This is a genomic window from Kribbella sp. NPDC051718, from assembly GCF_040681515.1.
Lineage (GTDB): Bacteria > Actinomycetota > Actinomycetes > Propionibacteriales > Kribbellaceae > Kribbella.
The window spans coordinates 284,742-304,652 of the sequence record NZ_JBFAYZ010000008.1; the positions used below are offsets into that span (position 1 = coordinate 284,742).

At 67.1% G+C, this 19,911-nt stretch carries 19 protein-coding genes; 11 read left to right on the plus strand and 8 right to left on the minus strand.

What is annotated here, in order from left to right; genetic code table 11:
* The first annotated feature begins 96 nt into the window (after positions 1-96).
* Positions 97-381: a hypothetical protein gene (locus tag AB0M15_RS29190; protein ID WP_363824669.1), complete on the plus strand. Its 285-nt coding sequence runs from the start codon at positions 97-99 to the stop codon at positions 379-381.
* Here AB0M15_RS29190 and AB0M15_RS29195 read toward each other — a convergent pair.
* Complete coding sequence (locus tag AB0M15_RS29195; protein WP_363824671.1) at positions 306-905, minus strand: hypothetical protein; 600 nt, start codon at positions 903-905, stop codon at positions 306-308. The two genes, AB0M15_RS29190 and AB0M15_RS29195, sit on opposite strands and share 76 nt — an antisense overlap.
* Positions 902-2,272 (minus strand): OFA family MFS transporter, encoded by a 1,371-nt coding sequence (locus tag AB0M15_RS29200; protein ID WP_363824673.1) that lies wholly within the window; start codon positions 2,270-2,272, stop codon positions 902-904. The genes AB0M15_RS29195 and AB0M15_RS29200 overlap by 4 nt, the downstream gene beginning before the upstream one ends.
* A 115-nt stretch (positions 2,273-2,387) precedes the next feature.
* On the opposite strand from AB0M15_RS29200, the gene sucC reads away from it, so the two are divergent.
* The 3 genes from sucC to AB0M15_RS29215 are packed head-to-tail and all read left to right on the plus strand — an operon-like array spanning position 2,388 to position 5,368.
* Positions 2,388-3,536 (plus strand): ADP-forming succinate--CoA ligase subunit beta, encoded by a 1,149-nt coding sequence (gene sucC, locus AB0M15_RS29205; RefSeq protein ID WP_363824675.1) that lies wholly within the window; start codon positions 2,388-2,390, stop codon positions 3,534-3,536.
* A gap of 11 nt (positions 3,537-3,547) precedes the next feature.
* Positions 3,548-4,441, plus strand: a complete 894-nt coding sequence (gene sucD / locus AB0M15_RS29210; RefSeq protein WP_363824677.1) for a succinate--CoA ligase subunit alpha — start codon at positions 3,548-3,550, stop codon at positions 4,439-4,441.
* A gap of 51 nt (positions 4,442-4,492) precedes the next feature.
* Entirely contained in the window at positions 4,493-5,368 is an 876-nt protein-coding gene (locus AB0M15_RS29215) for a 2-hydroxy-3-oxopropionate reductase (protein ID WP_363824679.1), read from the plus strand.
* A 76-nt stretch (positions 5,369-5,444) separates the two neighbouring features.
* On the opposite strand, the gene AB0M15_RS29220 is transcribed toward AB0M15_RS29215, so the two are convergent.
* Positions 5,445-6,476: a LacI family DNA-binding transcriptional regulator gene (locus AB0M15_RS29220; RefSeq protein ID WP_363824680.1), complete on the minus strand. Its 1,032-nt coding sequence runs from the start codon at positions 6,474-6,476 to the stop codon at positions 5,445-5,447.
* A 104-nt stretch (positions 6,477-6,580) separates the two neighbouring features.
* Between AB0M15_RS29220 and AB0M15_RS29225 the strand changes: the two genes are divergently transcribed.
* The 5 genes from AB0M15_RS29225 to AB0M15_RS29245 are packed head-to-tail and all read left to right on the plus strand — an operon-like array spanning position 6,581 to position 12,846.
* Positions 6,581-7,447 carry a sugar ABC transporter permease gene (locus AB0M15_RS29225; protein WP_363824682.1) on the plus strand — a complete coding sequence of 289 codons (867 nt, stop codon included), beginning with the start codon at positions 6,581-6,583 and terminating at the stop codon, positions 7,445-7,447.
* Positions 7,444-8,310 carry a carbohydrate ABC transporter permease gene (locus tag AB0M15_RS29230; protein WP_363824684.1) on the plus strand — a complete coding sequence of 289 codons (867 nt, stop codon included), beginning with the start codon at positions 7,444-7,446 and terminating at the stop codon, positions 8,308-8,310. The genes AB0M15_RS29225 and AB0M15_RS29230 overlap by 4 nt, the downstream gene beginning before the upstream one ends.
* A gap of 11 nt (positions 8,311-8,321) precedes the next feature.
* Positions 8,322-9,710: a ricin-type beta-trefoil lectin domain protein gene (locus tag AB0M15_RS29235; RefSeq protein ID WP_363824686.1), complete on the plus strand. Its 1,389-nt coding sequence runs from the start codon at positions 8,322-8,324 to the stop codon at positions 9,708-9,710.
* A gap of 11 nt (positions 9,711-9,721) precedes the next feature.
* On the plus strand, positions 9,722-11,074 hold the full coding sequence (locus AB0M15_RS29240; protein WP_363824688.1) for a sugar ABC transporter substrate-binding protein: 1,353 nt from the start codon (positions 9,722-9,724) through the stop codon (positions 11,072-11,074).
* Between the two features lie 47 nt (positions 11,075-11,121).
* A complete protein-coding gene (locus tag AB0M15_RS29245) occupies positions 11,122-12,846 on the plus strand; it encodes a beta-galactosidase (RefSeq protein ID WP_363824690.1) in 1,725 nt (574 codons plus the stop codon).
* 6 nt (positions 12,847-12,852) lie between these two features.
* Here AB0M15_RS29245 and AB0M15_RS29250 read toward each other — a convergent pair whose 3' ends face one another.
* Positions 12,853-13,440 (minus strand): hypothetical protein, encoded by a 588-nt coding sequence (locus tag AB0M15_RS29250; RefSeq protein WP_363824692.1) that lies wholly within the window; start codon positions 13,438-13,440, stop codon positions 12,853-12,855.
* A 263-nt stretch (positions 13,441-13,703) separates the two neighbouring features.
* Here AB0M15_RS29250 and AB0M15_RS29255 point away from each other — a divergent pair, with 263 nt between their 5' ends.
* Complete coding sequence (locus tag AB0M15_RS29255; RefSeq protein WP_363824694.1) at positions 13,704-14,447, plus strand: hypothetical protein; 744 nt, start codon at positions 13,704-13,706, stop codon at positions 14,445-14,447.
* Between the two features lie 213 nt (positions 14,448-14,660).
* Here AB0M15_RS29255 and AB0M15_RS29260 read toward each other — a convergent pair whose 3' ends face one another.
* Genes AB0M15_RS29260 through AB0M15_RS29270 form a run of 3 tightly spaced genes read right to left on the minus strand, consistent with a single transcriptional unit; the run spans position 14,661 to position 18,265 of the window.
* Entirely contained in the window at positions 14,661-15,671 is a 1,011-nt protein-coding gene (locus tag AB0M15_RS29260) for a 2-dehydropantoate 2-reductase (protein ID WP_363824696.1), read from the minus strand.
* Positions 15,672-15,681: 10 nt separating this feature from the next.
* A complete protein-coding gene (gene gcl / locus AB0M15_RS29265) occupies positions 15,682-17,448 on the minus strand; it encodes a glyoxylate carboligase (protein ID WP_363824697.1) in 1,767 nt (588 codons plus the stop codon).
* Between the two features lie 16 nt (positions 17,449-17,464).
* Entirely contained in the window at positions 17,465-18,265 is an 801-nt protein-coding gene (locus AB0M15_RS29270; protein WP_363824699.1) for a TIM barrel protein, read from the minus strand.
* 173 nt (positions 18,266-18,438) lie between these two features.
* On the opposite strand from AB0M15_RS29270, the gene AB0M15_RS29275 reads away from it, so the two are divergent.
* On the plus strand, positions 18,439-18,993 hold the full coding sequence (locus AB0M15_RS29275) for a dihydrofolate reductase family protein (protein WP_363824701.1): 555 nt from the start codon (positions 18,439-18,441) through the stop codon (positions 18,991-18,993).
* Here the strand turns inward: AB0M15_RS29275 and AB0M15_RS29280 are convergent.
* On the minus strand, positions 18,971-19,909 hold the full coding sequence (locus AB0M15_RS29280; RefSeq protein ID WP_363824703.1) for a sigma-70 family RNA polymerase sigma factor: 939 nt from the start codon (positions 19,907-19,909) through the stop codon (positions 18,971-18,973). The genes AB0M15_RS29275 and AB0M15_RS29280 overlap by 23 nt on opposite strands.
* Between the last annotated feature and the right edge of the window lie 2 nt (positions 19,910-19,911).

A 19,911-nucleotide genomic window follows, 5' to 3' on the forward strand; every position in this document is an offset into this window, starting at 1 on the left:
GCTGGATTATCAGCCTGTAGATTGCATACAGTATTTGGTAGTCGTAGTCATACCGCACTGCCGATCACCTTGTCCAGAGCTCAGCAGGGAGTTGCCATGTCGATCCACGACGAACTCGGCCAGACCCGTCGCGCGGTACAGAATCTTGAGAAAGCCCTTGCGGGCTTACGGAATCAGCTCGGCGCGCATCTCGACGTACTGCGCCTGATCGACGACGTGACCAGGTGCTCGACGGACCTGCGGCGACTCGAGGAGCAGGTCGGTCCGCCGCGCTTGCAGGAGCTGGTGGCCATCCCGGACGACGACTACAACCACAATCTCTGGGCGACGGGCGACGCGGACCACGAGGGGCTGGGCGCACCAGGCCGCCGAGCCCCCTGAACCGCTAGACACTGCTTCAACAGCTGACGGAGCCGGATGTCGTCTGCCGTTCGCGCGGTGACGGCCACGGCTTCGGCAGCTTGTTCGGGGGCGACGAAAGTGCGGTAGAACGGCTCGCCTAGCGCGAACCGATTCAGCGCGGGCAGCCACCATCTGGCCGGGCCGGCCGGTTCATCCGCAGTACCGAGTAGAAAGAGCGCCGTACGGCGGGCGTTGGACAAGCGTCTTCGTTCGTCCTCGACCAACTCCTCGGCGGTTGCGAGGGCCGTCGACGTACAGAGCGCCACCAGGCGGGCCGATCCTTCGTAGCCAACACTTGCCGTCTGCAGGAAGTCCGGGGCGAAGGGCAGAAGGGCTCGTCGCCCGGCCTTCGTACTGTGGTCGTGGACCATCCGGGCGATCGATCCGAGGACGGGGTGGACGCAGGCCGGCCGATCCGTCCATGGTTCCCTGGCCAGCTTGGAGACGAGCTCCAGTACGCACGGCTCGGGCCGCGCCATCCGGCCGTACTCCGCCTGGCTCACTCGCCCGGCCGGACTACTCCGGCGACCGGAGTCCCCAACTGACGCCGGACGGTCAGCGACGGCCGGCCGGGCTGTTTGAGGAACCGGACCGTCATCGCCGTACCGAGGCCGAGGAAGCCGGCGATCAGGAAGACCGGCCGATAGCCGATCGCCTCGACCAGACTGGCCGTCACTCCGATGCCCACCAGACCGCCGAACGCCTTGGCGCTGTAGAGGATCGCGTGGTTCTGCAGCAGGCTGTTCTCGCCGAAGAACTCCAGCACCAGGTTCGCCATGATCGCGTAGAAGGCGCCACCGCCGAGGCCGGCGAACATCGCGCAGAACACGAATGCCCACCCGACGCCGGACTCGCCCGCCAGCACGAGTCCGACATGAGCGAGACCTTCGATCATCAGTACCGCCGCCAGCACTCGCCGACGACCGAACTGCTCCGATAGGTGACCCGCGAACGATCGACCAAGACCGTTGACTGCGGCAAGCAATCCGGCTGCGAACCCGGCGACGGCCAGACCCAGCTCAGCCTGCATCGCATAGCTGACGACGAATGCGATGCCGAACAGCGACAGCGCAGTACAGAGTGCGAGGGTCAGCCACATCAGCGGCAGCGCGCCGGTACGCATCGCCTCACCAGGGCGATAGTGCCGCGCCGCGGGGATGTTGTTCGGGATACTGCGATTGAGTTTGCGGTCGATCGCCCAGGACTGCGGTTCGAGGTCAGCCGGCCACCAATGCCGCGGCGGATCCTTCAGTACACCGCCTGCCGTCAGCACCACCAGCAAAGCCACTGCAGCGGCGAGGTCGAAGACCACGCGATGTCCGGCCGACGAGTCGAAGATGGTCAGCAGCGCGATGCTCGGTACCGCACCGACCGCGAAGCCACCCGTCACGAACCCGATCGTGGCGACCCGCTTGTCCGGGAACCATCGACCGGCGGTCGTGATGCAGGCGGCGTACACAAGGCCGGCCCCGACTCCACCGATCAACGCATATCCAGCCACCACAGCCGCATAGCTACCGGCATGTGCCAGGGTCGCCAGACCGGCGGCAGCAAAAACACCACCCAGTACTACGAGCTGGGTCGGCGAGGCCCGGCGTATCCGCTGGAGCCACGCTGCTGGGATCGCGACGAGCGCCTGGCAGGCGACGAAGATCGCCAGCAGCCACATCGTCTGGACGAAACCCCAGCCACGGTTGCCCTGCAGGTCGAGAACCGCCGAGCCGAAGGAGTACTGCAGAGGGCTGATCGCCACCATGCAAGCCCAGGCGGCCCACAGCTGCCACCGCCTCGGATGGCCGGTGAGTTCTCGCGGGTCCTCACCGACCCGGTACTGGCGGCCGTACACGTCTCTCACGTCGCGTGCTGTCATCAGCGCCTCCTGACTACTGCATACCGTATGTGTTCTTGGTACTCCTCCGCGGTGGCGGTTGTCCAGAGTTGAGAAGGTCTTGTGATAGGAGTGCATACAGAATACAGTCGTCTGCATGGACCTGATGGAGTACCAAGCCAAAGAACTCTTCGCCCGGCACGGCGTTCCGGTCACTCTCGGGCGAGTCATCGAGGACGCGGCCGACGCCGCCGCGGCCGCGGAAGACCTCGGCGGCCGGGTAGTCGTGAAGGCCCAGGTGAAGGCAGGCGGCCGGGGCAAGGCGGGTGGAGTCAAGCTGGCCACCACGCCGGCCGAGGCGACCGAGCGTGCCCGCGACATCCTCGGCATGGACATCAAGGGACACACCGTGCGTCGGGTGTTGCTCGCCCCGGCTGCGGAGATCGCCGAGGAGTACTACTTCTCCTTCCTGGTGGATCGGGCGAACCGCAGTTACCTGTGCATCGCGAGCACCGAGGGCGGCGTCGAGATCGAGGAGGTCGCGCACTCCAACCCGGACGCGATCGCCAAGGTGTCGATCGATCCGGCCACTGGGGTCGACGAGGCGAAGGCTGCCGAGATCGTGGCTGCTGCGGGATTCCCCGCGGAGGCGGCTTCCGTAGTACGGGCTTTGTGGGACGTGTTCATCAAGGAGGATGCTTCGCTGGTCGAGGTGAATCCGCTGGTGAAGCTGGCCGACGGATCGCTGGAGGCGCTCGACGGGAAGGTGACGCTGGACGAGAACGCGGCGTTCCGGCATCCCGACCACGCAGCCTTCGAGGACAAGGCCGACGGGGATCCGCTGGAGGTCGCGGCCGCCGAGAAGGGGCTGAACTACGTCAAGCTCGACGGCTCGGTCGGCATCATCGGAAACGGGGCCGGGCTGGTGATGTCGACGCTCGACGTGGTCGCGTACGCCGGTGAAGCGCACGGCGGGGTGAAGCCGGCGAACTTCCTCGACATCGGTGGCGGCGCGTCGGCCGAGGTGATGAAGAACGGGCTGAGCATCATCCTCGGCGATCCGCAGGTGCGCAGTGTGTTCGTGAACGTGTTCGGCGGGATCACCGCCTGCGACGCGGTCTCGAACGGCATCGTGCAGGCGCTGGAGCTGCTCGGCGACCAGGCGAACAAACCGCTCGTCGTCCGGCTGGACGGCAACAACGTGGACGAGGGCCGGCGGATCCTCGCGCAGGCGAACCACCCGCTGGTGACGGTGGTCGACACCATGGACGGCGCCGCGGACCGCGCCGCCGAGCTGGCTGCTTAGGAGGCACGGACATGGCAATCTTCTTGACCGAGAACAGCAGGGTCGTCGTGCAGGGCATGACCGGCGCCGAGGGGCAGAAGCACACTTCGCGAATGCTTGCCGCAGGCACCAATATCGTCGGCGGCGTGACGCCGGGCAAGGGCGGCCAGTCGGTCGACTTCGCCAAGCGGTCGATCCCGGTCTACGGCTCGTGTGCCGATGCAGTGAAGTCCACCGGCGCGGACGTGTCGATCGTCTTCGTCCCGCCGCGCTTCACCAAGGGCGCGGTGATCGAGGCGATCGACGCCGGGATCCCTTTGGTGGTGGTGATCACCGAGGGTGTGCCGGTTCATGACACCGCTGCTTTCTTCGCACACGCCGAGGCATCCGGCACGACGCGGATCATCGGGCCCAACTCCCCCGGGCTGATCAGTCCCGGCAAGGCGAACGCCGGGATCATTCCGGCGGACATCGCCGGGCCGGGCCGGATCGGGTTGGTGTCGAAGTCGGGCACGCTGACGTACCAGATGATGTACGAGCTGCGGGAGTACGGCTTCACGACGGCGATCGGGATCGGCGGCGACCCGATCATCGGGACGACGCACATCGACGCGCTGCGGGCGTTCCAGGACGATCCCGAGACCGAGGCGATCGTGATGATCGGCGAGATCGGCGGTGACGCGGAGGAACGCGCGGCCGCGTTCATCAGCTCATATGTTACGAAACCCGTAGTTGGTTATGTGGCCGGCTTCACCGCACCCGAAGGCAAGACGATGGGGCACGCGGGCGCGATCGTGTCCGGCTCGTCCGGTACCGCGGCCGCCAAGCACGAGGCGCTCGAAGCCGTCGGCGTCAAGGTCGGCAAGACGCCGAGCGAGACCGCCCGGCTGATGCGCGAGGCCCTCGACCAACTGCTCGTGCACTGACCCCTCCCCTCCCCCCTTCCCCACTCCTCGTCCAGCAGAAGGGCAAGCAGTATGGCGAAGATCGGATTCATCGGGCTCGGCATCATGGGCTCGCACATGGCTGCGAACCTGATCACGGCCGGGCAAGAGATCACCGGGTACGACGTAGTCCCCGCGTCCGTCGAGAAGCTGTTGCAGGCCGGTGGCAAGCCCGCGCCGGACATCGCCTCGGCAGTGGACGGCGCGGAGGTCGTCATCACAATGCTGCCCGACTCACCGCAGGTCTCGGAGGTCGTCCTCGGGCCGGGCGGGGTGCTCGAGGCGGCCGCACCGGGGGTTTTGCTGATCGACATGAGTTCGATCGCACCGGAGACCTCGCTAGCTGTTGCTGCCGAGGGCGCGGCGCGCGGAGTACGGGTGTTGGACGCGCCGGTGAGCGGTGGCGAGCAAGGCGCGATCAAGGCGTCGTTGTCGATCATGGTCGGTGGTTCGGCGGAAGACTTCGCGTCGGCGCGGCCGATCTTCGAGGACCTCGGTCGGACCATCGTGCATGTCGGCGGACACGGCGCCGGTCAGACGGTGAAGGCGGCGAACCAATTGATGGTGGCCGGCATCATCGCGCTGGTCAGTGAGGCGATTGTGCTCCTGGAGGCTTCGGGCGTCGACGGTGAGCGCGGGCTCGAAGTACTGGCCGGTGGCTTGGCCGGCAACCGGATCCTCGATCTGAAGTCCGCCTCGATGCTGGCCCGCCAGTTCGAGCCCGGCTTCCGGATCGACTTGCACCACAAGGACATGGGTATCGCCCTGGCATCCGCCCGCGCCGCGGGAGTCTCATTGCCCGTCACCGGCATCGTCGCCCAGCTAGTCGCCTCAGCACGTGCCCAAGGCAACGGATCGCTGGACCACTCAGCACTGCTCAAGGTCGTCGAGCAGCTGTCCGGTCGCTGATCACCAGCGGGACGGCGCTGCTCCGCCGCTGACCCGGCGCCGCTCCGCTGCTGACCCGGCGCCGTTCCACCGTTGGTCAGCGGCGAGGCGGGGCTGTGCTGGCTCGGACCACCAGCTCGGTGCCGACGGCGACGGGCTGGTGGTGGTGTTCGCCGGTGCGGATGCCTTCGATCAGGGCGTCGACGCTGCGACGTGCGACCTCCGGGAAGAACTGGCGGATCGTCGTCAGCGGCGGCCAGAACTGAGCGGCCTCCTCCATGTCGTCGAAGCCCACCACACTGACGTCCTCGGGTACCGCCCGGCCGGCCTCGTGCAGGGCGCGCAGCAGGCCGAGGGCCATCTGGTCGTTGGCCGCGAAGACGGCGGTGACCTCGGGGTCAGCGGCGAGCTTGCGGCCGGCCGCGTAGCCGGAGCCGGCCGACCAGTCACCGGTCAGCACCGGCGGTACCGGGCAGCCGTGGTCGGTCAGGGTCTGGCGCCAGGATCGGAGCCGGCGTGAGGCGGCGTACGAGTCCTCCGGGCCGCCGAGATGCCAGACCGTACGGTGCCCGAGGTCGAGCAGATGCTCGGTCGCCAACCGGGAGCCCTGGGCCTGGTCGGTGTCGACGACCGGGTAGTCGAGATCGGCGTTCGAGTCGATCACCACGACCGGCATCCCCTCGGGCATCTGCACATCGGCCTCGTCCAGCCGATGGGCCTCGATCAGGATGATCACCCCGTCGACCGCCTGCTCCCCGAGCCGGTCGAAGGCGCCCGACAGGTCGTGCGGGGTGCCGTGCAGCACCGGAATCAGGTTCACGGCGTACCCGCTGGACGTGGCCGCCGCGGCGATCGCGTCCAACGTCCGGGTGTTGCCGAAGCTGGACAGCTCGAAGGCGATCACGCCGATGCTGCGGAACTGCCCGTTGCGCAGAGCCCGCGCCGCGCTGTTCGGGCGGTAGCCGACCTCACGCATCGCGGCCAGCACCCGGTCCCGGGTGGCCTCGTCGACATTGCGCCGGCCATTCGCGACCCGGGACACCGTCTGCCCCGAGACACCGGCCAGCCGGGCGACGTCGGCCATCGATGCGCCGCGTCGGCGGCGTACCGGCGTTTCGTCCGCGGTCATCGGCGTCCCCCTTCGGTCGTCTCCGCCGAACTATAGACATGTTGACGTAAACACGTTAGCTTCCTCGCCAGAAATGTTGACGTAAACATGGAGGCTGTGGGCAGATGCACCGAGAGACCAGGGGATGGCTGTTCGTCGGGCCGTTCCTCGCCGTGTTCGCGCTCACCTTCCTGGCGCCGATCGGCTACGCGATCTACCTGAGCCTGTTCCGCGACCAGGCCTTCTTCGGCGGCACGGTGTTCGTCGGGCTGGACAACTACGTCGACGCGATCCAGGACTCGAAGCTGTGGGAGTCGTTCCTACGAGTGCTGCTGTTCCTGGTCGTCCAGGTGCCGGTGATGCTCGTCCTGGCCCTGCTGGCCGCGCTCGCCATCGACAGCGCCCGGCTGCACGGCGCGAGCTTCTTCCGGGTGGTGATCTTCCTCCCGTACGCGGTCCCGGGCGTGGTCGCCGTCTTGATGTGGGGCTTCATCTACGGCGACAACTTCGGGCTGGCCGCGGACCTCAACAACCTGCTCGGCACGACCGCCATCCAGCCGCTCAGCGGGAAATGGATGCTGCCGTCCATCGCGAACATCGTCACCTGGGAGTTCGTGGGCTACAACATGCTGATCTTCTACTCGGCCCTGCGGACCGTACCGGCCGAGTTGTACGAGGCGGCCGCCATCGACGGTGCCGGCACCTTCCGGACGATCCGGGCGGTCACGCTGCCGGCCCTGCGCGGCGCGATCGTGATCGCCACCATCTTCTCGATCATCGGCAGCTTCCAGCTCTTCAACGAGCCGAACATCCTGCGCACGCTCGCGCCGAACGTGATCACCACCTACTACACCCCGAACATGTACGCCTACAACCTGTCCTTCGCGGGTCAGCAGTTCAACTACTCCGCGACGGTGGCGATCGTGATGGGCATCATCACCGCGGTGATCGCCTACGTGGTCCAGCTGCGCGGATCCCGGGAGGCGTTGTGAGTACGGCGGCGTCGACGCTGCGGCCGAAGCGGTCGCCGTTGCTGACCGTGCTGATGGTGCTGTACCTGGTCTACACGCTCGTCCCGCTGCTCTGGTTGTTGCTCAGTGCAACCAAGACGCAGGGCGATCTGGTGTCGAGTCCGGGGCTCTGGTTCGGCGACTCGTTCGCGTTGTTCGGCAACATCCGCGACACCCTGACCTATGACGACGGCATCTTCCTGCGCTGGCTCGGCAACACGCTGCTGTACGTCGTCGTCGGGGCCGGCGGCGCTACGTTGCTGGCGACTGCGGCAGGTTATGGGCTTGCGAAGTACCGGTTCGCCGGCCGGCGCGCTGTCTTCGCCGTGCTGCTGGGTGCGGTCGCCGTCCCCGGGACTGCTCTGGCCGTGCCGACCTTCCTGATGTTCTCCAAGCTGGGGCTGACGAACACGGTCTGGGCGATCATCATCCCGTCGCTGATCAGCCCGTTCGGGCTCTACCTGATCTGGGTCTACGCGACCGAGGCCGTGCCGTACGACCTGCTCGAAGCGGCCCGGATCGACGGCGCCGGGGAGATCCGGATCTTCTTCACCGTCGCCCTGCGTCTCCTGGCCCCCGGCATCGTCACGGTCCTGCTGTTCGCGGTCGTATCGACCTGGAACAACTACTTCCTGCCGCTGATCATGCTCAGCAAACCGAACCTCTATCCGCTCACCGTCGGGCTCACCCAGTGGAGCAACCAGGCGACCGGCGTCGGCGCGCGACCCATCTACAACCTGGTGATCACCGGCTCGCTGCTGACCATCGTTCCGCTCGTCGTCGCCTTCCTCCTGCTCCAGCGCTTCTGGCAGTCCGGCCTCACCGCGGGCAGCGTCAAACAATGAAAGGACTGTGGATGAAACCTGCAGCTTGGCTCCATGCCGCCGCCGCACTGGTCCTGGTGACCGGTGTCGTGACGGCGCTCCCCGCAGCCGCGTCGCCGGCGAACACCCGCGAGTACCGCGGGGTGAACTGGGCGGATCCTCGGGACAACTACGCGTCGGACGAGGTCGTACCGTCCGGTCTCAGCACCACGGACGACTACGCGACCACCTATCGCAAGGCGACCGGCATCGTGCGCGAGTTCCGCAAGGAACTGCAGGCGAACACGATCCGGTTGCCGATCAACCCGTCGAGCGTCGGCACCGACTGGTGGCGGTCGTACCAGGCCGCGATCGACGCCTCCACTCGTGATGGTTTCAAGGTCATCCTCAGTTATTGGGAAGCCAATGACGCCAAGGACGGCCGGGTGGACGACCCGGTGGCCTACGCCGCCATGTGGGACACCGTCGTCAAGAAGTACGGCAAGAACCCGCGCGTGTACTTCGAGCCGATGAACGAGCCGTTCGGCTACTCGCTCGACGAGTGGGTCGGTGTCACGACCTCCTGGCTCGCCCGGCACCGCGATGTGCCGCGTGGACGAGTCGTCATCTCAGGTACCGGCTACAACGACAACGTCACCGGCGTCGGCGCGGTCCGCGCGCTGCAAGGAACCCTGCTGTCGCTGCACTTCTACGGCTTCTGGGACGACGCCACCACCGAGGCCGAATGGCTCGCGAACCTCCGGCCACGCATCGGCCAGTACGGCTGGCGCACCATCATCGACGAGGCCGGCTCCCCCATGACCACCGGCCTCAACTACGGCAACCACGAAGGCAACGTCTCCACCTCGTACTTCGGCGCGCTCACCCAGGTCGCCCGCGAGCAGAAGATGGGCGTCGTCTACTGGCCGGGCCTGCGCGACGGCGACTCCTACTCGATGACCACCCGGGTCAGCGAGCGCGACCTCGCCGTCAACAACGCGAGCGGGCTGGCCCAGCTGCAGTGGGGCTGGGGTCTGCTCAAGAACGAACCGGTCAACACTCTGCCGCCCGCACCGCCGGGTGCAGCGCTCCGAGGCGTCGAGAGCGGCCGCTGCCTCGACGTACCAGGCGCCTCCACCACCAACGGCACGGCTCTCGACTTGTGGGACTGCAACGGCGGCGGCAACCAGTCGTGGAACCTCACGGCCGCCAAGGAACTACGGATCTACGGCAACAAGTGCCTCACCGCGGGCGTTGGCGGCTCCGCCGTCATCGACGCCTGTGCAGGCACGTCCGGCCAGACGTGGGAGCTCCGGCCGGACAAGACGATCGCCGGCGGCGACCAGCCGGGGCTCTGCCTCGAGGCTGCCGGCGCCGGCAACGGAAGCGCAGTCACCGTCTCGGCCTGCAACGGCCAGAGCAACCAGCAGTGGGAACAGTGAAAGGGAACATCATGAAGACCAGTCATCGGCGGGGCCTGCGGAACCTAGTGGCGACGGCCGCGGCTGTCACCGCCGCGTCGGTCCTGCTCGCCGCGTGTGGCGGATCGGACAAGAGCGGGGCCGGCGACCAGCCGGCGGCGTCACCGGATGCTGTGAAGGCCGCGCTCGAGAAGGGCGGGAGCATCACCTACTGGAGCTGGACGCCGTCCGCCGAGGCTCAGGTGAAGGCGTTCGAGAAGGAGTACCCGAACGTCAAGGTGAACTACGTCAACGCCGGAACCGGCAACGACCAGTACACGAAGCTGCAGAACGTCATCAAGGCCGGGTCGGGGGCGCCGGACGTCGCGCAGATCGAGTACCAGGCGCTGCCGCAGTTCGCGTTGCCGGGCTCGCTGGTCGACCTGCGGCAGTACGGGTTCGACAGCTTCCAGTCGGCCTACACGCCGTCGACCTGGACGGCGGTCCACGCCGGCGACGGACTCTTCGGGCTGCCGCAGGACTCCGGCCCGATGGCGCTGTTCTACAACAAGGAGGTCTTCGACAAGTACGGCATCACCGTGCCGAAGACCTGGGACGAGTACATCGCGGCCGCCAAGAAGCTGCACGCCGCCGACCCGAAGAAGTTCATCACCAACGACACCGGTGACGCCGGCTTCGCGACCAGCATGATCTGGCAGGCCGGTGGCAAGCCGTTCAGCACCAACGGGAAGGCTGTCACGATCAACCTCGCCGACGCCGGCACTCAGAAGTGGACGGGCGTCTGGAACCAGCTCGTCGAGGGCGGCCTGGTGGCGAGCATCCCGGGCTGGTCGGACGAGTGGTTCAAGGCGCTGGGCGACGGCACGATCGCCTCGCTGGCGGTCGGCGCGTGGATGCCGGGCGTACTCGAGTCGTCGGTCAAGGCTGGCGCCGGCAAGTGGGCGGTCGCCCCGCTGCCGACGTACGACGGGCAACCGGCTACCGCGGAGAACGGCGGCAGCACCGAGTCGGTCCTCAAGCAGAGCGCGAACCCGGCGCTGGCGGCCGGCTTCGTCCAGTGGCTCAACCACGACAACGGTGTGAAGCCCTTCCTGGCCAGCGGCGGCTTCCCGTCGACCGTTGCCGACCTCAAGGATCCCGCCTTCGTCGACAAGCCGAGCGCGTACTTCGGTGGGCAGAAGATCAACCAGGTGCTCACCGGCGCGGCCGGCTCGGTCGTGAAGGACTGGAGCTACCTGCCGTTCCAGCTCTACGCGAACAGCATCTTCGGCGACACCGTCGGCAAGGCGTACCAAGCCAAGTCCGACCTGAATCCGGCGCTCAAGGCCTGGCAGGACGCCCTGGTGGGGTACGGCAACCAGCAGGGCTTCCAGACCAACGGCTGATCACCACGATTCCCGCGCAGGCCCGATTCCCGCGCAGAAAGGGATCCATGTCCGACTTCACGATCGGTGAGTCCGATTTCCTCCTCGACGGTGCGCCGTTCCGGATCCTGTCCGGCGCCCTGCACTACTTCCGCGTCCACCCGGACTCCTGGGCGGACCGGATCGAGAAGGCCCGCCTGATGGGGCTCAACACCATCGAGACCTATGTGCCGTGGAACGCCCACAGCCCGCGGCGCGGGGTCTTCGACACCTCGGGGATCCTCGACCTGGCCCGGTTCCTCGGCCTGGTCGCCGAGGCGGGCATGTACGCGATCGTCCGGCCGGGCCCGTACATCTGCGCGGAGTGGGACAACGGCGGCCTCCCCGCCTGGCTCTTCCAGGAGCCGGGCGTGGGGGTTCGGCGGTACGAGAAGCGGTTCATGGCCGCGATCTCGCAGTACCTGGAGCAGGTGCTGCGGATCGTGGCGCCGCTGCAGGTCGATCGGGGCGGGCCGGTGCTGCTCGTCCAGGTCGAGAACGAGTACGGCGCCTTCGGGGACGACCAGGTTTACCTGAAGGCGATCGCGGACCTGATCGGCCAGGCCGGGATCACGGTGCCGCTGGTGACCGTGGACCAGCCGGTCGACGAGATGCTCGCGGCGGGTGGGCTGGACGGCGTGCTGCGTACTGGGTCGTTCGGCTCGCGTAGTACCGAAAGGCTGCGGACGTTGCGGGTGCATCAGCCGTCGGGGCCGTTGATGTGCATGGAGTTCTGGGACGGGTGGTTCGACCACTGGGGCGGTCCGCATCACACGACGTCGGTCTCCGAGGCAGCGGCCGAGCTGGATACCTTGCTGGCGGCGGGGGCGTCGGTCAACGTCTACATGTTCCACGGCGGTACGAACTTCGGCCTCACCAACGGGGCCAACGACAAGGGCGTCTACCGGCCGACGGTGACGTCGTACGACTACGACGCGCCACTGGACGAGGCGGGCAACTACACCGCGAAGTTTCACGCGTTCCGGGAGGTGATCTCCCGCTATGCGCCGGTACCGCCTCTCACACTGGATGCGGTCGAGCCGGCACCGGAGTTCTCTGTACCTCTGGGCGACCCGGTCTCGGTGCGCGGCCGGTGGACGGCTGCGGCGACGCTGCCGACTCTGGACGAACTGGGCGCCCGGCTCGCCGTCTACCGGACCGAGATCGACGTCGAGGGGCCGGCACTGCTCTCGGTCGGCGAGGTTCGCGATCGTGCCCAGGTCTTGCTCGACGGACATCCGGTCGGCGTGCTGGAACGCGAGAACCACGACCGCGCCATCCTCCTGCCACACGGCCGCGGCCGGCTGGAACTGGTCGTCGAGGATCAGGGGCGGGTCAACTACGGCCCCCGAATCGGCGAGCCGAAGGGGCTGATCGGCGGCGTCCTGCTCGACTCGATCCCACTCACCAACTGGTCGACCTGCGTGATCGACCTCGACGCCGTTCCCACACCCTGGGAGTCCGGTGGGGCGGTGGCTGCGGGCCCGGGCCCGACCGCCTGGCGAGCGACCTTCGACGCCGACGGTCCGGTCGGCCATTTCCTCAGGACCGATGCCTGGGGCAAAGGTTTTGCCTGGGTGAACGGCTTTTGCCTCGGCCGGTACTGGCATCGCGGGCCTCAGCACACGCTGTACGTACCAGGGCCTGTCGTCCGTCGAGGAGTGAACGAGCTGGTCGTCCTGGAGCTCGACACGATGGCCTCCCGGATCGCAGAGTTCACCGCCGGCGCATCGCTGGGTCCAACCGATTTGTAGCCGGCATCAGGTTTCGATCGATACGAGTAGGACGCCGGCCACGACCGCGGTCAGGCCGGCCAGGGTTACGAGGGTCAGGCGTTCCCGGAGTACGACGACTCCGAGAAGATTGCCCACAGCAACATTGAGTGTCCGGCCGACGGCCACCGTGCTGACCGGTGAGAGGGACATCGCCACCAGCACCAGCCCGTAGCTGGCCGGCGTCAGAACCGCGATCGGCAACGCCTGCCTCCACCCAGAAAAACCCAGCCGCCGCCGAGGCCCCAGGACCAAACTCAGCACCACCAGCTGCCCGACGTTGGTCACCGCGAGGTACGGCAGCACACTCGCACCGAGCGAGGCGATCGCATACCCGTCCCACAACGTGTAACCAGCACTACAAACCGCCACCGCCACGCGATCCATCACCATCACGCCGACGAGAACCGCCGCGACCCCACACCACCCCCACACCGATGGACTCCCAACCCACGGAATCGCAGCGAGCATCACCACAACAGGCGTCGTCCCCCGGCTGACGGAGTACACAACATTGAAGTCACCGTTCTTGTACGCCCACCGCAACACCACGGAGTACCCGGTGTGCAAAACCATGCTCACCACCCCAGCCGGCCCCGTCCTAGCCAACTCCCCCTGCACCCCGCCCCACACCAACACCCCAACAGCCACCGGCGCCCCCAACACCGCACACAACCAAACGAGCTGCACCCCCTCCTGCCCGGCCCGCTTCATCAACAAATTCCACCCGGCATGACACACCGCCGCCGCAACCGAAATCCCCAGAACCATCACGTAGACAGTGTCTACACCATGGTCGTAGACACCGTCTACCCGACTCCGATGCTCTACGTTGGACCATGCCCACGGACAGCCGTACCCAGCTGGTCGAGTTCAACTGGTACGACGTGTCGTCCACCTCTCCCGTCGACGACTGGCTGTCGCTCTGTGCCCAGCACCTTCCGGCGGCGACACCACGCCGGTACGGAACCTACGAACCGCTACCGCATCGCCTCGACGACCCGGCCGCTCTGAGCAAACTGACCGAAGTGGACGACTTGGTCTTCTTCAGCACGACCGCCCCGTACGTCGGCGGCACCTTCTCCCGGTCCCCCGGAATCTGGACCACCGAGGTCAGCATGCTGGCGCCACCCTTGCGGGAGCCGACGTCGAGGTCCGCAGCGCACGACCTGTTCGTCGCCTACGCCGCAAGGCGCAACTGCTTCCTCGCGACGGCTGAGGTGGTCACGGGGGTCGGTTGGAACGGTCGATCCGTCTGGTACGACGAAAGATCCCAATCGACAGTGCGCCTCGATGACAACGAGGGCCGGTTCCTCGGCCTGACGCCGTACCCCGTCTGGTGGACCTGGTACGGCGCCGCCTACCGGGAGCTGGTCGAGCCGCACCTCGACCCGGTCGAGCTCGAAGAACACCCCGGTGGACTGTTCCATCAGGCAACCGCCCACACGGTTCGCCGGAGCAAACTGCCCGACCCGCTGCCGGCCGAGCTACGCACGCACTCGGCTCGGCGCGATCTCGGCAGATACCCCGTACCGGTCCGCCCTGCGGCCATCATCCCGACCGGCTTGCCAGGCCAGTCCTGACGGTTAGCCTGTGCCGCTCGACAGGAGGTGCTCGCCATGACCTCGGTCAGCTGAGCGTGGACCAACCGGTGCGGAGGCTTGCCGGGCGGCTACCTCCTGTCGAGCGGGACAGGCGTACGGCGTGCGGGTGGAGGCAGGTGGGTCCGGAGGGGCCTGGCAGGGCACGCGGCTTCGGACCCACCTGGGTCTGGAGGGCTGGGGCGGTCGTCTGAGCTAGACGGCTCGGGCGGCTGTGGGGGCGTGGGCTATGGGGGTGGTGCCGACTTTGGTGGAGAGGAGGTCGGCTACTGCGTGGACTGCTCGGAGGGTCGGGGCCTTGGTGTCGGTGAGGTCGGCAAGCTCGACGACCGCCGCGAGGATTACATCCAGTTCCAGGGGTTTGTCTTTCTCGAGGTCCTGGAGCATGGAGGTTTTGTGTTCGCCGACGCGTTCGGCGCCGTCGATGCGTTTGTCGACGGAGATGTCGGGGGTGGAGCCGACGGCGGCGGCGATCTCGAGGGTTTCTTCCATCATCAGGCGGATCATCGCGCGGGTGCCGCGGTGCTGGGCGATCTCGACCATCGTGGCGCGGGCGAGCGCGCTGATCGGGTTGAAGGCGGCGTTGCCGAGGAGTTTGATCCAGATGTCGTTGCGGATGTCCTCCTCGACCGGGCACTTCAGCCCGCCGGCGATCATCGCCTCGCTGAACTCCAGGCACCGGTCCGATCGACCACCACCAGGTTCGCCGATCGAGAAGCGGGTGCCTTCGAGATGCCGGACGACGCCCGGCCCCTCCAACTCGGTCGAGCAGTAGACGACGCAGCCGATCGCGCGGTCGAGCGAGAGGACCCGGGTCACCTCACCACCCGGGTCCACCGACTCGATCCGGCGACCCTCGTACGGGCCCGGCAGGCCGTGGAAGTACCACCACGGGATGCCGTTCTGGGCGGCCACGACGGCCGTCTTGTCGTGCAGCAGCGGCTCGATCAGCGGGCCGCAGGACGCGTACGAGTTCGCCTTCAGCCCGAGGAAGACGACGTCCACCGGCCCGATCTCGGCGGGGTCGTCGGTGGCCGGAGTACGGGCCACCCAGTCTCCGCGCGGGCTGAAGACCCGCACCCCGTCCGCCCGGATCGCCTGCAGATGGGGGCCGCGGGCAACAAGATGCACCTCGGTCCCACCACGGTGCAGCGCGGCACCGACGTACGCGCCGATCGCGCCGGCGCCCAGAATCGCAACCTTCATGCTGATTCTCCTAGTCTCGCAGGCCGGAGGCGGTCGGGATCGGGTTCTGTACGCCGTCCAGCTCGGCGAACTCGACTACGTTGTCGATCTCCGTCCCCATCGACACATTGGTGACGCGCTCCAGGATCACCTCGACCATGACCGGCACCTGGTACTCGACCATCAGCTTCTTCGCCTCTTCGAGCGCCGGCAGGATGCCGTCCGGCTCGAACACCCGCAACGCCTTGCAGCCAAGGCCTTCCGCGACCTTCACGTGATCGATGCCGTAGCCGTTCAGCTCTGGCGTGTTGATGTTCTCGAACGACAACTGCACGCAGTAGTCCATCTCCAGCCCACGCTGTGCCTGCCGGATCAACCCGAGGTAGGCGTTGTTGACCACCACATGGATGTAGGGAATGTTGAACTGCGCACCGACCGCCAGCTCCTCGATCAGGAACTGGAAGTCGTAGTCACCCGACAGCGCGACGACAGTCGCCTCCGGATCCGCGACCGCCACACCCAGCGCCGCCGGACCGGTCCAGCCAAGAGGTCCTGCCTGGCCGGCGTTGATCCAATGCCGCGGCCGATACACGTGCAGCATCTGCGCGGCCTGGATCTGCGACAACCCGATCGTGGAGACATACCGGGTCTCCGGTCCGAAGGCATTGTTCATCTCCTGATAGACCCGCGGCGGCTTCACCGGAACGTCGTCGTAGTCGGTCCGCCGCAGCATCGTCCGCTTCCGTTCCCGGCAAGCAGCCGCCCACTCCGAGCGATCACGCAGCGGCGCACTCTCCCGGGCGACATGGATCAACACTTCCAGCGCCGCCTTCGCGTCGGACACGATGCCCAGATCCGGCGCGAACACCCGCCCGATCTGCGTCGGCTCCACGTCGATATGGACGAACTTCCGCCCCTGCGTGTACGTCGCCACCGAGCCCGTGTGCCGATTGGCCCACCGATTCCCGATCCCGATCACCAGATCGGACGCCAGCAACGTCTCATTGCCGTACCGATGCGACGTCTGCAGCCCGACCATCCCGGCCATCAGCCGGTGGTCGTCAGGGATGGTCCCCCACCCCATCAACGTCGGCACCACCGGTACGCCGGTGAGCTCGGCAAACTCCACCAGCAGCGAAGCGGCGTCCGCGTTGATGATCCCACCACCGGCAACGATCAGCGGGCGCTCCGCCTCGGCCAGCAACCGCAGCACCTCCGAAGCCTGCGCGACCGAAGCACGCGGCGTCGCGACCGGCAGCGGAACATACAGGTCAGGATCGAAGTCGATCTCCGTCAACTGGACATCGATCGGCAGATCGATGAGCACCGGCCCGGGACGACCGGTGCGCATCAACTGGAACGCCTTCTGGAAAGCGCCCGGGACCTGCGCCGCCTCCAGCACCGTCACTGCCCACTTGGCGACCGGCGCCGCGATCGAGGAGATGTCGACGGCCTGGAAGTCCTCCTTGTGCAGCTTCGCGACCGGCGCCTGCCCGGTGATGCACAGGATCGGGATCGAGTCGGCCGACGCGGAGTACAGGCCGGTGATCATGTCGGTGCCGGCCGGCCCCGACGTACCGACGCAGACGCCGATGTTTCCCGCTTTGGCGCGGGTGTAGCCCTCGGCCATGTGCGAGGCGCCCTCGACGTGCCGGGCGAGCACGTGCTTGAGCTCGCCCTGGGCGCGAACCGCGCTGTAGAAGGGGTTGATGGCCGCACCGGGGAGGCCGAACAGGTTCGTGATGCCTTCGCGACGGAGGATCTCCACCGCCGCGCGGGCGGCAGTCATTCGGGGCATACAGGGCTCCTTGGTCTCAGGTGCGATGGATCCAGGCGAAGCTGTCTCGGGTGTTACCGCTGGGCTTGTACTCGAGCCCGATCCAGCCGTCATATCCGGTTTCCTGGAGCTCGCCGAGGTACCGCTCCAGCTGGATCTCGCCTGTGCCGGGCTCGTTACGCCCCGGCGCGTCGGCGATCTGCACATGCGCCACGCGATCCCCATATTTGGTGATCGCCAAGCTCACGTCGTCACCGTTCACGGTCAGGTGGTACAGATCCGCGAGCAGCCCGACACTGGTCACGCCGGACTCGCGTTCGACCCGGTCGATCACCTCGACCGCATCAGTTGCCGTCAGCAACGGATAGCGTGCGGCGCCACTGACCGGCTCGACCAGGACGGTCGCTCCGAAGGATCCGGCCGCCGTACCGGCAAGCGCGAGGTTCTCGATCGCGAGCTCGTCCTGCTGAGCCTCCGGCACGCCGTCGACCCGATTGCCGTACAACGCGTTGAAAGCGCGGCACCCCAGCCGCTCGCCGATCCCCAGCGTCACCGCGATGTTGTCCCGGAACTCCAGCGACCGCTGCGGCCAGGACACCAGCCCACGATCGCCACCCGGCAGGTCTCCGGCAGCGAAGTTCAGCCCGACAAGCTGAACCCCGGCATCCAGAATCGCCCGCTCGAACGCGTCGACCTCCGCATCGCCGGGCAACGCGCTGTCGAACGGCCACCAGAACTCCACCCCCTCGAACCCGGCCGCCCGAGCAGCCGCAGGCCTGTCCAGCAACGGCAGTTCGGTGAACAGGATCGAGCAGTTGACGGCAAACCGACTCTCCATCGGTCCCACCTTCCGGAGCGGCTTGGTATACCGCATACAGTAGGCCGAGCGCCGAGAACGGGTCAAGACATGACGTAGGTCACATTTCCGATGATTTGATAGGCAGCACCGATGAGTTCGCGCCGGCCCGCCGGTACGTACCCGTGACAGCAACCTCCGAAAGGACTTCAGTCATGGGCACAGTCATCGCGATCGCGTTCGTCAGCCTCGACGGCTTCGTCACCGATCCGGACGGATCAGGCGGTACGCCGTACGGGGGCTGGGCCTTCCGGCACGGACCGGAGGCCGTCGGCGGGGACAAGTTCCGGCTCGGCGCGACGCTGGACGACGGCGTCATGCTGCTCGGCCGCCGGACCTGGCAGCTCTTCAGCGGGCTCTTCCCCACCCGTACGGACGACTTCGCCACCAAGATGAACAAGATCCCCAAGCTCGTCGCTTCGCGTCATCTCACGGACGTCTCCGGGTGGTCCCACTCGACGCTGGTCGACGGAGACGTCGTCGACGCCGTCCGGCGCGAGGAACGCGAGGTAGTCGTGACAGGCAGTGCGAGCGTGGTGCACCTGCTGCAGGAACACGAGCTGATCGACGAGTACCGGCTGCTCACTTTCCCGTCGATCGTGGGCGCGGGCGAGCGGCTGTTCGGTCCGACGTCGGCGCCGGTCCACCTGACCTGCGTTTCGTCGGAGCAGGTGGGGGCTGCGGTACTTACGCAGTACCGGCGAGCTTGAAAGCCGCGAACACCCCGTCGTCCTGGAACGTGTGGTTGTGGGAGATGCCGGCCGCGGTGACGGTGAACACGTGCAGCGTGTGCAGGACATACCCACCGTCGCCGTCGCCGCGGTAGACCGCGATGCCGGGCTGGCCGTTCGCCGCGATCTGGTGGACGCGCCAGTCGGTACCGCGGAGCCTGAAGACCCGCGCGACGAAGCGCAGGTGATACTCCCGGCCGCGGAACCAGTTGTAGAACGGCGGCATCTCCAGCAGCACATCCTCGGTCAGCAGGTCGGTGAAGGCCGCGACGTCAGCTCGCTCGAAGGCGGCGATGTAGCGGTTGAGGAAGTCGACGCACTTGGGGTCGTCCGGCTCGAGGACGTCCTCCTCGGCCAGACCTGTCTCCTTGAGCTTCGTCCGCGCGCGTTGCAGCGCACTGTTCGTCGCGGCGGGTGTCAGTTGGAGGACTTCAGCGGTCTCGGCGGCGGACCAGGCCAGGACGTCGCGCAGGATCAGTACTGCGCGCTGCTTGGCGGGGAGGAACTGCAGCGCGGCGATCAGCGCCAGCCGGAGCGTGCCACGCTCCTCCGCAACCGTCGCCGGATCATCCGGAAACGGTTGCAGCCAAGGAACTTCAGCACCCTTACGCAGCGGGCCTTCCGGATCGTCACCGCTGGCGACCAGCCCCGATGGCAACGGGCGACGGCCACGGTTCTCGAGTTCGGTGAGGCAGGTGTTGGTGGCGATCCGGTAGAGCCAGGTCCGCAGCGAGGCGCGCGTCTCGTCGTACCGATCGAAGGCCCGCCACGCGCGGATCATCGTCTCCTGCAACAGATCCTCGGCGTCATGGTTGGACCCAGACATCCGGTAACACAACGCCAGCAACTCACGACGAAACGGCGCCGTCCGTCCTTCGAAGTCCACGCGCCCCATCA

Excerpts from the sequence above, each read along its gene's own strand:
- AB0M15_RS29200 (WP_363824673.1), bottom strand. The coding sequence starts at position 2,272 with ATGACAGCACGCGACGTGAGAGACGTGTACGGCCGCCAGTACCGGGTC.
- AB0M15_RS29235 (WP_363824686.1), top strand. The coding sequence starts at position 8,322 with ATGAAACCTGCAGCTTGGCTCCATGCCGCCGCCGCACTGGTCCTGGTG.
- AB0M15_RS29240 (WP_363824688.1), top strand. The coding sequence starts at position 9,722 with ATGAAGACCAGTCATCGGCGGGGCCTGCGGAACCTAGTGGCGACGGCC.
- AB0M15_RS29270 (WP_363824699.1), bottom strand. The coding sequence starts at position 18,265 with ATGGAGAGTCGGTTTGCCGTCAACTGCTCGATCCTGTTCACCGAACTG.
- AB0M15_RS29245 (WP_363824690.1), top strand. The coding sequence starts at position 11,122 with ATGTCCGACTTCACGATCGGTGAGTCCGATTTCCTCCTCGACGGTGCG.
- AB0M15_RS29280 (WP_363824703.1), bottom strand. The coding sequence starts at position 19,909 with ATGGGGCGCGTGGACTTCGAAGGACGGACGGCGCCGTTTCGTCGTGAG.
- AB0M15_RS29190 (WP_363824669.1), top strand. The coding sequence starts at position 97 with ATGTCGATCCACGACGAACTCGGCCAGACCCGTCGCGCGGTACAGAAT.
- AB0M15_RS29220 (WP_363824680.1), bottom strand. The coding sequence starts at position 6,476 with ATGACCGCGGACGAAACGCCGGTACGCCGCCGACGCGGCGCATCGATG.
- AB0M15_RS29260 (WP_363824696.1), bottom strand. The coding sequence starts at position 15,671 with ATGAAGGTTGCGATTCTGGGCGCCGGCGCGATCGGCGCGTACGTCGGT.
- AB0M15_RS29225 (WP_363824682.1), top strand. The coding sequence starts at position 6,581 with ATGCACCGAGAGACCAGGGGATGGCTGTTCGTCGGGCCGTTCCTCGCC.
- sucD (WP_363824677.1), top strand. The coding sequence starts at position 3,548 with ATGGCAATCTTCTTGACCGAGAACAGCAGGGTCGTCGTGCAGGGCATG.
- AB0M15_RS29215 (WP_363824679.1), top strand. The coding sequence starts at position 4,493 with ATGGCGAAGATCGGATTCATCGGGCTCGGCATCATGGGCTCGCACATG.
- AB0M15_RS29250 (WP_363824692.1), bottom strand. The coding sequence starts at position 13,440 with ATGGTTTTGCACACCGGGTACTCCGTGGTGTTGCGGTGGGCGTACAAG.
- AB0M15_RS29275 (WP_363824701.1), top strand. The coding sequence starts at position 18,439 with ATGGGCACAGTCATCGCGATCGCGTTCGTCAGCCTCGACGGCTTCGTC.
- AB0M15_RS29255 (WP_363824694.1), top strand. The coding sequence starts at position 13,704 with ATGCCCACGGACAGCCGTACCCAGCTGGTCGAGTTCAACTGGTACGAC.
- sucC (WP_363824675.1), top strand. The coding sequence starts at position 2,388 with ATGGACCTGATGGAGTACCAAGCCAAAGAACTCTTCGCCCGGCACGGC.
- gcl (WP_363824697.1), bottom strand. The coding sequence starts at position 17,448 with ATGCCCCGAATGACTGCCGCCCGCGCGGCGGTGGAGATCCTCCGTCGC.